Here is a 12,721-nt window from a genome sequence, read left to right as displayed (position 1 = left end):
CGGACGGGGGGATTTTATCTTGGAGGTGAATTGTGTTGACCAAGGCGGATCTAGTTAATGAGCTGGTCAAGAGTGTGGAGGATCTTACCAAGAAGAAGGCGGCGGAGACTGTGGATGCCCTCTTCAATGTGATTCAGGAGGCCCTGGCCAAGGGCGACAAGGTTCAGCTGGTGGGGTTTGGTACCTTTGAGGTTCAGACCAGGGCAGCTAGGGAGGGACGTAACCCCCAGGATCCAACCAAGACCATAAAGATCCCCGCTAAGAAGGCCCCGGTCTTCAGGGCTGGCAAGGCGCTTAAGGATGCGGTTAACAAGTAAGTAAGACCGTTGGCTTACTAATCTGTATGGCTAAAGAAGAGCCGGAGAGGACCTTACCTTCCGGGCGGATCCTGGAAGGTAAGGTGTCTTCTTCGGTTTCTTCTTTTCTCGGAATCGACATACCGTGGTTTCTGTTGTTAGTGGGTAAGGGGTCTTAGCTTTGGTTGCAGCTTTCTATTCCGACCATTGGAATGAGGAGGACAGCTTAAGCCAGGTGTTCAGAGGAACTTCCTCTGCCCTGGTGGTTTCTCTCAGCCCCACCGATATGAGCCGTCTGAGACCCTCATCACGGTGTATCCCAGCGATGCCCCAGTTGTTAATAAGGGTCTTCCTCCTTTGGGCAAAGGATATCTTCAGCATCCTTCTCCAGTTTGGATCCCTGGGTAGTTGGCGGTTTGCTGTGATGTCTATTCTTATCACAGAAGATTGGACTTTGGGTATTGGGCGAAAGGCGCCAGGGGGTACGTTCAGCACCTTGCGAACCATCCCCATCGCTTCCAGAGTAATGCCCAGGGGGCAGCGATCCTTGCTGCCTTCTTGCTGGATCATCCTTACTGCGGCTTCCCGCTGAACCATCAAAACCATACGAGTAAGGCCTTGAGGTGCCAGCTCCTCCAGGAACTTCCATACGATGGGGGTGGTTATATGATATGGAAGGTTGGCTATGACTAAGCTCGGAGGGCATGGCAGATCCTTTAAAAAGTTCATCCTTAGGGCGTCTTCCCATATGATGGTAACCCTGTCGTCCTCTTGGGTTAAGGGATCAAGAAATTGTGATAATCTATGATCCACTTCGATGGATATCAGCCTTGAGCATGGCCATTTGAGGATCTGCCTTGATAAGATGCCCTTCCCTGGCCCGACCTCCAACACAACCTCACCATCCAGGATTTCGGCGGCTTTGACTATGTTTTCTACTATCCCTTGGTTTACTAGAAAATTTTGCCCTATATCAGTATTGTGTTTGAATCTGTAGTTTGAAGCCCTGCTATCTTTCAATTACCCATATCCCCCAGTCCTCGATCCTCTAGAACACGTTGGCTTGCAAAAATAAAACAAAGGCGGGGATAAACCCCCCGCCTTTATATCCTGGTCGGGATGAGAGGATTCGAACCTCCGACCACCTGCACCCCATGCAGGTGCGCTAGCCAGGCTGCGCTACATCCCGAAAGCAAGGGTATTTTATTACCTTTCGCTGATTTGGTCAAGGGCTTGTTTGGCAGGGACTTGATTGTTATGAAGCCCCATCCCCTTGAAAGGTTGCTATGTGTAAGGGGATAATATATAGCTATTGCCATTTACGAGTGGTTCCGTTTCCGAGATTTTAGGATGGCTTGATGGTGGATAAAAGCTTAAAGTTTGGAGGCATATGTTGAATGAGCTGGGCTTTGGGAAAGGTGATACTTAACGGTCCTCTTGAGAAGCTTCCGCTTGACCTCTCGTTCCCTGGATGGGATGGGAGGGTTTTCTTGGAGATAGGCTTTGGTGATGGGGGATTTCTTGCATACCTGGCCTCTAAGGAGAGCAGGGCAGCGGTTGTGGGCATGGAGGTTTGCCAGTGGTGTGCTACGAAGGCGGCTCGAAGGGTCCTTAGATTGGGGCTTGATAACGTAAGGATACTTAGGGGTGATGCAAGATATCTGATAGGGTTTTGCTTTAAGAGGTCTAGTCTGGATGGCGTTATACTGAATTTCCCTTGCCCTTGGCCTAAAAAGAGGCACACGGAGCGGCGTGTTACGAGCCCTAGGTTTGCCGGGCTGTTGTCCGAGTACCTGAAGCCCAAAGGGGTCTTCTCCTTGGCTACGGATGTTGAATGGTATGCCATGGCAACTATGGAATTTTTTGAAGCTATGGAGGGTTTTTCGGTTGTCCAGTATGAGGTTAACCCAGTTAGAGGGTTTCTTACGAAATATGAAAGGAAGTGGAAGGCCCAGGGCAGGGATACTTACCTGGTTGAGGTCAGGTATGAAGGTGGTGCTCAGGAGCATATCCCTGTGGAGGACGCTTGTCCATACGTTGAGGAGGATTTTGATATGGAGGTTGCTTGGCAGCAGGTATCCAGAGAGGTTGAGATCTATGATCTGGTTGGGACCTTAAGGGACAGGAAGGGTGGCAAAGAGGGTCACATGTTTGTTTTTAGGGACATATTCCGCGGTGGGGACGGGGTTATTTTGGTTTCCGCCATAACCGTGGACGATGGATTTGAGCAGCATTTTTACATTCGTTTTTACCCAAAGGGTAATGGTTACGGAGTAAAGCTAGATCCTGTGGGTCATCCCTACAGAACTCCCGCTGTCCGAATGGCCATAAAAGAGGCTGCTGGGGTATTGAGAGTTGAGCTCTAGAAATGGGCTCCATGGGCCGAAACGTGGTCTTCCCGGGCCTGCAAGGCCCACGTCTGGGAAGGTCATACAGGCGCTTTTCAACATATTGGGCCCCTTGGACCGCCTTAGGTTTTTGGATTTGTTTTCCGGGTCAGGCAGGGTGGCCAGGAGGGCATGGGAGCTTGGTGCTGAGGTTACTGCTGTTGAGATGGATGGCCGTTATTGTAGGGAGATATGCACTGGGGAAGAGGCAATTCGGGTGGTTAAAAGTGATGTGCGACGCTTTGTCCAGAGGGCGGCAAAGGACGGGGATAGTTACCATGTGGTATTTGCGGATCCACCCTACTGCATGGGCTGGATGGAGGAGCTGATGGACCTTTTTGTCGTCAACAGATCCATAATAAAAACCGGTGGCACCTTGGTCTTGGAACACAGCGTGAGGGAGCCTTTGCCAGGTAACCTCTCAAGGGATGACCGGATATATGGGGAGACGGTGCTCTCGTTCTTTTGGGATTGGGATGGGGGTGATGGGGTTTGATAAGGGCGGTTTACCCTGGGTCCTTCGACCCTATAACCAACGGTCATGTCTATATAGCGGAGAGGGCTGCAGCTCTTTTTGATGAGCTTGTGGTAGCGGTTCTTCACAATCCACAAAAGAGGGCTACGTTCAGCGTGGAGGAGAGGCAGATGATGGCCAGGGAGGCCCTTAGCCATCTCCCCTCGGTTAAGGTGGATGCCTTTGAGGGGCTCTTGGTGGATTTCATGAGACGCAAACGAAGCCGGATAATCATAAGGGGACTGAGGGCCCTTTCTGATTTTGAGTACGAGTTTCAGCTGGCCCAGATGAATCGCCAATTGGCTCCGGAGATAGAGACCATGTTCATTGTAACCGACGCTCAGTACTCATACCTGTCCAGTCGTGGGGTGAAGGAGGTGTACAGCTTTGGGGGCTCCATACAGGATATGGTGCCCCCTGGGGTGTTCAGAAGGATGAGGGAGAGGATCCCGCCGGTGGACTTTCGAAGGTCCTAATAACCCTTCGGCTTCGGAAGTAGTCGACATCACCTTTGACTAGCATTTCCCAGAGCCTACAGGCCCTCTCCTCTATTTTAAGCAGTTCCCTGGAGTATTGGTCCCTTGGGGATGTGAAGCGGGAGATCACCGGAAGCCTGGCGGATTCCCTCATGCGCCGTAATAGAGAGTTTCCAACAGGGCTCATGCCCAGGACTCCTATCCAGGATGGTCCCAACCTTTGGGCCGCTCGGTTAAACCAGTGGTTATAGCCTAGTAGAAGATGGCAGCACAGTCGTTGTATCCTGCTCCTTGGATAGCGGCGGCTTACCATCATGTCTAGGAATTCGTCATAGCTGAGGGCTTTAGCAGCCCATTTCTTCAAGCTGTTCTCAAGCCCTTCGGACATCTCGGCGGATAAGGAGATTTCTTCTCTGGAGGAGCTCAGTATTTTCCAACGAAGCAGGTCCCACCAGGTGGGGTTTCCCCGGAGGACAACCCTTCCCAGCTTTTCCTCCCGTTCAAGTATTTCGCGGGAGAAATCCGGGAGGCCTTCCAAGGCCCGTTCTTTTTTGTCGGATGCCCATAGGCTTCTTACAGCGGTGGCGCTGGGGATGTCATAGAAGTCCTTTTCGTTATACCCGGCGCCTATTCTCCTTATGGCAACGGTCTTTATAGGGAGCCCCCGAGACATTATCCTAATCTTGTATGCCAGAGCCAGCAGATTATTTGATCCCTTTAGGAAGCCTCCGAGGCCCGGTTCGACCTCATCCAATGCCCTGGTCCTGGCTTCTACGAAAGAGAACCCTTGGTTCAGCCATTTCTTAAGGCTGTGCTTGAAGGCAGGGGGTTCCTGTATTAATATGGATCCGGCTTTTTCAAGGAGATCACTAGGGTCTTCCATCCCAAAGGACATGTGGGTCACCAGTCCGGTGCCCCATAGGATGTCCACCGCTGCGGAAGCGAAGACCTGGGCTTGATGACATGAGAAGGGGGTCGGCAGGTCTAAGACGAGGTCTGCTCCGGCTTTGAGGGCCGCTTCCGCCCGGCTCCATTTGTCGAGGAATGCGGGTTCGCCCCTTTGGACGAAGTTGGCGGACAGTACCACCACGATGGGGCAGTTGGGGAATAGCTCCTTGGTGCTTTCTAAGTGGTGTTTGTGTCCTTTATGCAATGGGTTATATTCTGCAACTATCCCGATTATGGGAGTATCATACAAATGAGGTCACCTCCCGGCGTTGGCTGGGTAAGGATAGTTTCCGCCGGGTTGGGTAGTCAAGTGGAGGGAGGCTGGATTTTTGTGAAGGTCTTGGTGTTGAACTGCGGAAGCTCATCTTTGAAGTACCAGCTCATCGACATGTCCGATGAGACCCTTTTGGCTAAGGGGCTGGTTGAGAGAATCGGTATCCATGGATCCAGGATCAAGCATGTGAAGGTAGGGATGGATCCGGTGGTAAAGGAGACCGACATTCCTAACCACGACGTGGCGGTGAAGCTGGTTATTGATGCCCTGTTGGATTTGCATCACGGGGTGCTCAAGGATCTTTCTGAGCTTTCCGCCGCAGGCCACCGGGTAGTTCACGGAGGCGAGCGTTTTACCAGCTCCGTGCTTGTGGATCAGGAGGTCCTTAAGGGTATTGAAGAGGTTATCCCATTAGCGCCTCTCCACAACCCCGCCAACCTCATGGGGATAAAGGCGGTCATGAACGCCCTGCCTGGGTTGCCCAACGTGGCGGTGTTTGATACCGCTTTTCATCAGACCATGCCTCCTCATGCTTACATGTACGGTATTCCCTATGAGCATTACCAGGTGGATAGGGTGCGTCGTTATGGTTTCCACGGCACCAGCCATTTCTACGTGGCTCACCGGGTGGCTCAGGTGATGAACAGGCCCGTAGAACAACTTAAAATAGTCACCTGTCACCTTGGTAATGGGAGTTCCATAACCGCTGTGGATGGAGGTAAGAGCGTTGATACCAGTCTCGGTTATGGTACCACTGAGGGAATTCTTATGGGTACTAGGTCCGGGAATCTTGACCCATCGGTGATGATATATCTCATGGAGAAGTATGGAGATGCTAAGACTGTGAGCGATGTGGTTCACAAGAAGAGCGGTGTCTGCGGGATAAGCGGCATCTCCAGCGACATGAGGGATGTAGAGGAGGCCATGGAGAAGGGTAACGAGCGGGCCAAGCTGGCTTTTGATATGTTGTGTTACGGCATAAGGAAGTACATAGGAGCCTATGCTGCGGCTATGGGCGGGTTGGATGCCATAGTATTTACCGCTGGAATTGGAGAGAACAGCGACCTGGTTAGGGAAGAGGTTTGTAAGCATCTTGAGTTCTTGGGGGTTAAGTTTGACCCATCTAAGAATAAGGTGAGGGGCAAGGAGGCCGAGCTAAGCGCGCCGGATTCCAGGGTTAAGGTCTTTGTGATACCAACCAACGAGGAATTGGTTATAGCCAGGGATACCAAGGAATTGGTGCTTAGAGGATAAGTTGGCATGGAAAAACCCTTTCCTCTTGATTGGCAGGAAGAGATTCCCTTAAACGCCATACCTCAAGACGGATCAGACCTGGAAGAGAGGATCTTTCTTGCAATCACCGATGACCGGTTGGGGTATTCGTTCCCAAGAGGGTTGAACTTCGTTGTCCTGGCCACCCGAACCTCAGGGGGAGTTGTGCTAAGGGTCTCTTTTAAGTGCGAGATCGCTGGCCAATGTGCCCGTTGTCTTGGGGATGCCATAACAACCGTCGAGGGGGAGGACTCTTTTTTCATCTCTGTAGGAGGAGATGGGATCTCGGAGGCTAAAGCGGAGGGCTTCCAAGAAGAGGAATTTTGGTGTAATCTAGATTCTTGGTCCGACAGAATTGATTTGGTCCCCATCCTTTGGGAGGTTCTTGCCTCCTCGATCCCTTTCAGGTTGGTCTGTAAGGATGATTGTTTGGGGCTTTGCCCGTCTTGTGGAGCCGATCTCAACGATGGCCCATGTGGATGTGGTGGCGTTGTCACGGATCCTCGAATGGAGGTCTTGCGGCTAAAGCTCCAAGGGTTGGGGGAAGAAAAATGATGAAGGGGGTGTTTTTCGATGGCCACGCCCAAGAGGCGCGTTTCCCACTCTAGGACTCACAACAGGAAGGCCCATTGGCTTGGGGCTCTGGATGTTCCCAGCCTTACTACCTGTTCCCACTGTGGGGAGACAATTCAGACCTACAGGGCCTGTCCTGCCTGTGGATACTACAGGGGCAGGCAGGTGGTTAAGGGTTCCGAGGAGAAGGAGTAGCAGGGGGTTCGGTTTTAGCCTTCGGTTCTCGCTCGCCTTTGCCTATTGACGGCGGAGGCGAGTTTTTTTATACTCTCAGGCATTCTGAGCAGTTATTAGTACCAGATGCTAAGAGGAAGTGATTTCAACGAGGTCCGACCATCGCAAGGCAAGACACAAGGTCCTTATGGACCTCATAAAGTCTAACCCTCTTTTGACGGACGAGGAGCTCGCGGAGAGGCTGAAGGTTAGCGTAAGCACCGTAAGGCTTGACCGGGTTATATTGGGCATTCCGGAGCTTCGAGAGAGGATGAGGGTGATGGCAGAGGCAGCGGGCAGCAGGCTTAGGTCTCTTACGAGGGATGAAGTGGTAGGGGATCTGCTTGAGCTCGAGCCCGATGTGGGAGCCCTTTCTATGTTGGAAGCCACTTCGGACATGGCCTTCAGAGGTACCGATAGGATATGGGATCACTTCATATATGCTCAAGCCAGCACTTTAGCCATGGCCACCATAGGAGCGGAGATGGTGATAGCCGGTAGTGCGAGGATAAGATACAGGTATCCTGCGCTGGTAGGGGATAAGCTCTTGGCTAGATCTAAGGTGGGTATTCATAAAGGCAACAAATATGTGGTAAGCGTTAGGACAAGGGTCAAAGACCGGGAGATATTCATCGGGCGATTTATAGTGGTTAACTTGGATCAAGAGAGCGGTCTTTAAGTCCTGGGGGAGGATTGCGGATGATTTTGGCTGTGGATGCCATGGGAGGAGATAAAGCCCCTTTGGAACCCTGTAGGGGGGCTATTATGGCGTGTCAGATGGATTCGTCCCTTCAAGTGGCGCTGGTGGGAGATGCATCTAAGATGTCCTCCTTTTTAGATGAAGCCCCTGCTGAAGTTAGGAAAAGAATACATTTGGTTCATACCGATGAGTTTATTTCAATGGATGAATCCCCGTCAGTCTCGATAAGGAAGAAGCGAAACTCCAGCATGAGACTGGCCATGGAGATGGTGCGCGTCAAAGACGCGGAGGCGGTCATATCTGCGGGCAACACGGGTGCTATTGTGGCTGGAGGAATATTGGTATTGGGCAGGATCCCTGGCATCGATAGACCTGGCCTAGGGGTTCCAATAGCCACTTTGTCCTCCCGGGTGAGCCTCCTGTTGGATGTTGGGGCAACGGTTCGTTGCAAGCCGATTAACTTAACCCAGTTTGCCCTCATGGGTTCAATATATATGAAATCTCTTGTGGGGGTATCAGATCCCACGGTTGCCCTTCTCTCCAACGGAGAGGAGGATATAAAGGGTGATGACGTGGTCCTTCAGGCTAGAGAAATGCTGAAGGCGAGCTCTTTGAACTTCGTTGGTTATGTGGAGGGTAAGGATGTGCCCTTGGGGACCACCGATGTGGTGGTTTGTGATGGTTATACGGGCAACGTGCTGCTTAAATTTGGTGAGGGGCTTGGGGAGGGGGTCATGAACCTCATGAAGGAGGAGATATCCAAGAGTTTCCTCCCTAAGGTAGGTCTCCTTTTCATGCTGCCCATGCTAAAGAAGCTTCATTATAGGTTTGACTACGAGAGGCATGGTGGTACGCCTCTCCTTGGGGTTAGAGGGACAGTCATAAAGGCTCATGGAAGGTCCAGGGCCAAGGCCATATGCAACGCCCTTATGGTGGCCAGGGACTTTGTGGCTAGGCGAGGAGTACAGACCATAGAGGATGAACTTGCCAAGGGGGGGATCTAGATGCCTAAATTGGGCGGCTTGGGGGTGGCTGTGCTTGGCAGCGGAATGGCGGTGCCTGGTAAGGTGGTCACCAACCAAGATTTGGAAAAGATGGTAGATACCTCTGATCAATGGATAGTTGAGAGAACCGGCATAAGGACCAGGTTTGTAGCGGAGGAAGGGGTTCTAACCTCCGACATATCTGAAGAGGCTTCTAGGATGGCCCTTGAGAGGGCGGGGATATCTCCTGAAGATCTGGATCTTATATTGGTTGGAACCAACTCGCCGGATACCCTTTTCCCATCCGTGGCGGCTAAGTTGCAGGGGCGCCTTGGGGCTGTTAAGGCTGGGGCTGCAGATGTGCAGTCCGGCTGTACCGGATCCCTTTACGCCTTGGCCATGGGAGCGTCCTTTGTAGCATCTGGTGTGTTTAAATACATATTAGTGGTTGGAGCGGAAGTCCTATCTAGGCTGGTTGACTGGAACGATCGGAATACCTGTGTCCTCTTTGGCGATGGCGCTGGGGCGGTTGTTTTGGGTCCTGCAAGGGATGAGGGGTTATCTGGTAGGGTTCTTGGTTTTTCGTTGAAGGCTGATGGTGCGAAGCATGATCTCATAACCCTGATGGGAGGTCTTGTCGAGCATCCTGCATCTCACGAAACGGTAGACCAGGGTCTTCACTGGGTCAAGATGAAGGGTAACGATGTATTTAAGTTCGTAAATCGCGAGATACCGCCGTTCCTTGATGGTTTTCTTGGTGAAATGGGTTTCGCTCCGGGGGATGTCTCCAGCTGGGTTTTCCATCAGGCGAATTGGAGGATAATGGAGGGAGTGTTGAGGCGTCTTGGGGTCCCAGAGGAGCGGGCGGTGGTGAACTTGGATAAATATGGCAACACCTCCTGTGCCTCGATAATGATGGCTCTTCACGAGGCGATTGTTTCTGGGCGTATTCGTAAGGGGGATAAAGTAGTGATCTCCTCCTTCGGAGCTGGCATGACCTATGGGGCCATGTTGATGGAGTTTTAGGAGGTGCCCGTGAGAGTTGATGTCCTTGTCTAATAGGATCTTAGAGCTTACTGGGATAAGGTACCCGGTCTTTCAGGGTGGTATGGCTTGGGTCGCGGATGCTCAGCTGGCTGCGGCGGTTAGTAACGCAGGTGGTCTTGGGATCATAGCTGCGGCTAACATGCCCCCTGAACTGTTGGATCGGGAGCTTCATCGGGTCAGGGAACTGACAGATCGTCCATTCGGTCTCAACATAATGCTGCTATCCCCCACTGCGGACGACGTAATCGAGATAGCCGCGGTTCATAGGGTGCCGGTCATAACCACTGGGGCTGGGAAGCCCGGTAAGGTTATAGAGAGGCTTAAGCCCTTGGGGGCTAAGATAATACCAGTTGTGGCTTCGGTTGCTCATGCACGGCGGGTTGAGCAGCAGGGGGCTGACGCTGTTATAGCGGAGGGGTTGGAGTCTGGTGGGCATATAGGGGAGATATCCACCTTCGCCCTGGTGCCGCAGGTAGTGGATGCAGTTTCCATCCCCGTGATAGCTGCCGGAGGAATTGCCGATGGCCGAGGGGTTGCTGCGGCTTTCGCTTTAGGGGCAGAAGGGGTTCAAATGGGTACCAGGTTTGTTTGTGTGAGGGAATGTTCGGCTCACCAGAGGTATAAGGAGATGATACTTAAGGCGGGTGATAGGAGCACGGTTGTTACCGGCCGTTCAACTGGTCACCCCGTAAGGTGTATAAAGAACAAATTCTCCACCAAGTTTGAGGAGATGGAGAGGAACGGGGCTTCTGTTGAGGAGATAGAGGCTTTTGGTTCCGGAAGGCTCAGGGCTGCGGTGGTTGATGGGGATGTGGAATGGGGATCGGTTATGGCTGGTCAGTGTGCTGGCATGATCGATGATATCCCCAGTGCCGCCGAGGTCATAAGGAGGATATTTGCCCAAGCGGCGGATGTGGCGGAGAATATGGGTGTTGTGGGAAGCTTTTTTAGGTCTCTCTGTCTAGAGGAGGGAATGTAGGATGAGCGATTACGCGCTGGTCTTCCCAGGCCAGGGGGCACAAGAAGTGGGTATGGGGCGGGATTTCTACGAGTCTTACCCTTCTGCCAGGAAGGTCTTTGAGGAAGCGGATTCTGCCTTGGGTTTTGCCCTTTCAGAGATAATATTTTCCGGTCCGGAGGATGAGTTGAAGAAGACCGCGTTGACTCAACCTGCCATATTGACCGTTTCGCTGGCTATTTGGGCGGCCCTGAGAAGCGATAAGGGCATTTCTCTGTCTCCCGCCTTTGTGGCGGGGCATAGCCTTGGTGAGTACACGGCGTTAGCGGCCGCAGGAGCGATATCGGTGGCGGATGCGGTGAGGCTTGTACACCTCAGGGGGAGCAAGATGCAGGAGGCGGTCCCGTTGGGCAAGGGGGCCATGGTGGCGGTTCTCGGCCTTGATGTAGACGTGGTGAGGGATATCTGCTCCAGAGCGTGTTCCCATGGGGTGTGCGAGATGGCCAACTACAACGCCCCGGGACAAATAGTGATATCTGGAGAGGCTTCTGCGGTGGATGTGGCAGCTCAGATGGCAAAGGAAGCCGGAGCATCTAAGGTTATCCCGCTGAAGGTTAGCGCTCCTTTCCACTGTTCGCTCATGAGACCTGTGGCTGATGCCTTGCGGGAGGCCTTTGGCTCGGTGAGTTGGTCTGCCCCGTCCTTTCCGTTGGTTTCGAACGTGGATGCCCAACCAAGGAGGGATATAGAGGATATAAAAGGTCGGCTTCTTGAGCAGACATATTCTCCCGTCCTTTGGTTAGACAGTGTGAAGACTATGGTGGACGCAGGAGTTCAGCGTTTCGTGGAAATAGGACCTGGTAACGTGCTCACTGGTCTTGTTAAACGTTGTGTAAAGGGCGTTAAGGGTATTAGCCTGTCAAAGGTCCAAGATTTAGAAGGTTTACTTGATTTTATAGGGGGTGACCACTAGAATGTCTTCGCACCGAAAGGTGGCTCTTGTGACCGGTGCCAGTAGGGGCATAGGCAGGGCGGTGGCACTCCGACTTGGGATGGACGGTTTTAGGGTTGCGGTTAATTACAACTCTTCTGAGGATAAAGCGGCGGAGGTGCGCGATAGGATCCGCGATATGGGTGGGGAGGCGGAGATATTTAAGGCCGATGTAAGTGACCCATCTTCTGTGGCGTCCATGTTTGAGCGGGTGGAAGCTGCTATGGGACCAGTGGAGGTCCTTGTCAACAATGCGGGGATCACCAGGGATGGCCTTCTCATGAGGATGAAGGATTCTGACTGGGATGAGGTCGTAAGGACCAACCTGACATCCGCTTTTCTCTGTGTTAGGCAGGTTCTTCGGGGGATGACCAAGGCCAGATGGGGTAGGATAATAAACATAAGCTCCGTAGTCGGGCTTATTGGGAACGCAGGACAGGCCAACTACTCCGCTGCTAAGGCGGGGTTAATAGGGTTTACCAAGAGCTTGGCCAGGGAGGTGGCTAGCCGTGGGATCACCGCTAACGTGGTGGCTCCCGGGTATATAGACACTGATATGACCAGGGTTCTTGGTGATTCGGTCAAGGAGGCTTTAAAGGGTCAGATACCCCTTGGCCGGACGGGGACACCGGAGGATGTGGCAGAGCTTGTGGCTTTTTTAGCTTCCGAGGGTGCCTCTTACATCACCGGACAGGTGATAGCTGTTGATGGCGGAATGACCATGTAGCTTGGAAGGAGGTGAATGAAATGCAGATGGAGGAGCTCATGTCCCGCTTAAAGGAGATAGTGATGGATCGCCTTAACGTGGAGGAGGATCAGATCAAGCCCGAGGCTTCCTTTGTGGAGGACCTGGGAGCGGACTCCCTCGATATAGTGGAGCTTATCATGGGTATTGAGGAGGAGTTCGATATCGAGATCCCCGACGAGGATGCGGAGAAGCTTGCTACCGTTGGTGATGCTATCAACTACGTGAAGAGCAAGCTTGGTATCGAGGAGTAGCAGCGTTCCAGGGGGATGGAGCTTCCCATCCCCCATATGTTTAGGATTAAGGCCACGATTGTCGTTGGCAACTGTTTTTTTAAGGCTGCG

General features: G+C 52.5%; 16 protein-coding genes and 1 tRNA gene. 14 read left to right on the top strand and 3 right to left on the bottom strand.

Annotated elements, in window-relative coordinates:
- The first annotated feature begins 35 nt into the window (after positions 1-35).
- Entirely contained in the window at positions 36-317 is a 282-nt protein-coding gene (locus tag THEVEDRAFT_RS05000; RefSeq protein WP_006583624.1) for an HU family DNA-binding protein, read from the top strand.
- Between the two features lie 174 nt (positions 318-491).
- On the opposite strand, the gene rsmA is transcribed toward THEVEDRAFT_RS05000, so the two are convergent.
- Together rsmA and THEVEDRAFT_RS04990 are read right to left on the bottom strand one after the other, a co-directional pair.
- Entirely contained in the window at positions 492-1,316 is an 825-nt protein-coding gene (rsmA, locus tag THEVEDRAFT_RS04995) for a 16S rRNA (adenine(1518)-N(6)/adenine(1519)-N(6))-dimethyltransferase RsmA (RefSeq protein ID WP_006583623.1), read from the bottom strand.
- A 91-nt stretch (positions 1,317-1,407) separates the two neighbouring features.
- A tRNA-Pro gene (locus THEVEDRAFT_RS04990) sits at positions 1,408-1,485 on the bottom strand.
- 208 nt (positions 1,486-1,693) lie between these two features.
- Here THEVEDRAFT_RS04990 and trmB point away from each other — a divergent pair.
- From trmB to coaD, 3 genes are read left to right on the top strand one after another with little or no spacing between them, the layout of a single operon-like run.
- Positions 1,694-2,662, top strand: a complete 969-nt coding sequence (trmB, locus tag THEVEDRAFT_RS04985; protein ID WP_006583622.1) for a tRNA (guanosine(46)-N7)-methyltransferase TrmB — start codon at positions 1,694-1,696, stop codon at positions 2,660-2,662.
- Positions 2,652-3,179: an RsmD family RNA methyltransferase gene (locus tag THEVEDRAFT_RS04980; RefSeq protein WP_006583621.1), complete on the top strand. Its 528-nt coding sequence runs from the start codon at positions 2,652-2,654 to the stop codon at positions 3,177-3,179. The genes trmB and THEVEDRAFT_RS04980 overlap by 11 nt, the downstream gene beginning before the upstream one ends.
- Complete coding sequence (coaD, locus tag THEVEDRAFT_RS04975; protein ID WP_006583620.1) at positions 3,176-3,673, top strand: pantetheine-phosphate adenylyltransferase; 498 nt, start codon at positions 3,176-3,178, stop codon at positions 3,671-3,673. The genes THEVEDRAFT_RS04980 and coaD overlap by 4 nt, the downstream gene beginning before the upstream one ends.
- On the opposite strand, the gene THEVEDRAFT_RS04970 is transcribed toward coaD, so the two are convergent.
- Entirely contained in the window at positions 3,624-4,871 is a 1,248-nt protein-coding gene (locus THEVEDRAFT_RS04970; RefSeq protein WP_006583619.1) for a tRNA(Met) cytidine acetate ligase, read from the bottom strand. The genes coaD and THEVEDRAFT_RS04970 overlap by 50 nt on opposite strands.
- 81 nt (positions 4,872-4,952) lie before the next feature.
- Here THEVEDRAFT_RS04970 and THEVEDRAFT_RS04965 point away from each other — a divergent pair, with 81 nt between their 5' ends.
- The 10 genes from THEVEDRAFT_RS04965 (at position 4,953) to acpP (ending at position 12,631) form a co-directional block, all read left to right on the top strand.
- Positions 4,953-6,149, top strand: a complete 1,197-nt coding sequence (locus tag THEVEDRAFT_RS04965) for an acetate/propionate family kinase (protein ID WP_040825775.1) — start codon at positions 4,953-4,955, stop codon at positions 6,147-6,149.
- Between the two features lie 6 nt (positions 6,150-6,155).
- The gene (locus THEVEDRAFT_RS09160; protein WP_006583617.1) at positions 6,156-6,722 is read left to right on the top strand and encodes a YceD family protein; all 567 of its coding nucleotides are present in this window, start codon (positions 6,156-6,158) and stop codon (positions 6,720-6,722) included.
- A gap of 18 nt (positions 6,723-6,740) precedes the next feature.
- The gene (rpmF, locus tag THEVEDRAFT_RS04955; protein ID WP_006583616.1) at positions 6,741-6,935 is read left to right on the top strand and encodes a 50S ribosomal protein L32; all 195 of its coding nucleotides are present in this window, start codon (positions 6,741-6,743) and stop codon (positions 6,933-6,935) included.
- 118 nt (positions 6,936-7,053) lie between these two features.
- Positions 7,054-7,632, top strand: coding sequence for a transcription factor FapR (fapR, locus tag THEVEDRAFT_RS04950; RefSeq protein ID WP_006583615.1), 579 nt, complete (start codon positions 7,054-7,056; stop codon positions 7,630-7,632).
- A gap of 20 nt (positions 7,633-7,652) precedes the next feature.
- On the top strand, positions 7,653-8,657 hold the full coding sequence (gene plsX, locus THEVEDRAFT_RS04945) for a phosphate acyltransferase PlsX (protein WP_006583614.1): 1,005 nt from the start codon (positions 7,653-7,655) through the stop codon (positions 8,655-8,657).
- Positions 8,658-9,662 (top strand): 3-oxoacyl-ACP synthase III family protein, encoded by a 1,005-nt coding sequence (locus tag THEVEDRAFT_RS04940; protein WP_006583613.1) that lies wholly within the window; start codon positions 8,658-8,660, stop codon positions 9,660-9,662. It abuts the gene before it with no gap.
- 19 nt (positions 9,663-9,681) lie between these two features.
- On the top strand, positions 9,682-10,662 hold the full coding sequence (fabK, locus tag THEVEDRAFT_RS04935) for an enoyl-[acyl-carrier-protein] reductase FabK (RefSeq protein WP_040825769.1): 981 nt from the start codon (positions 9,682-9,684) through the stop codon (positions 10,660-10,662).
- Between the two features lies 1 nt (position 10,663).
- On the top strand, positions 10,664-11,614 hold the full coding sequence (gene fabD, locus THEVEDRAFT_RS04930; protein WP_006583611.1) for an ACP S-malonyltransferase: 951 nt from the start codon (positions 10,664-10,666) through the stop codon (positions 11,612-11,614).
- Between the two features lies 1 nt (position 11,615).
- Positions 11,616-12,359, top strand: a complete 744-nt coding sequence (fabG, locus tag THEVEDRAFT_RS04925; RefSeq protein ID WP_006583610.1) for a 3-oxoacyl-[acyl-carrier-protein] reductase — start codon at positions 11,616-11,618, stop codon at positions 12,357-12,359.
- 20 nt (positions 12,360-12,379) lie between these two features.
- Positions 12,380-12,631, top strand: a complete 252-nt coding sequence (gene acpP, locus THEVEDRAFT_RS04920) for an acyl carrier protein (RefSeq protein WP_006583609.1) — start codon at positions 12,380-12,382, stop codon at positions 12,629-12,631.
- Positions 12,632-12,721 lie beyond the last annotated feature (90 nt).

This window comes from Thermanaerovibrio velox DSM 12556 (assembly GCF_000237825.1).
GTDB classification, from domain to species: domain Bacteria; phylum Synergistota; class Synergistia; order Synergistales; family Synergistaceae; genus Thermanaerovibrio; species Thermanaerovibrio velox.
This window is presented reverse-complemented; position numbering and strand designations above follow the sequence as displayed.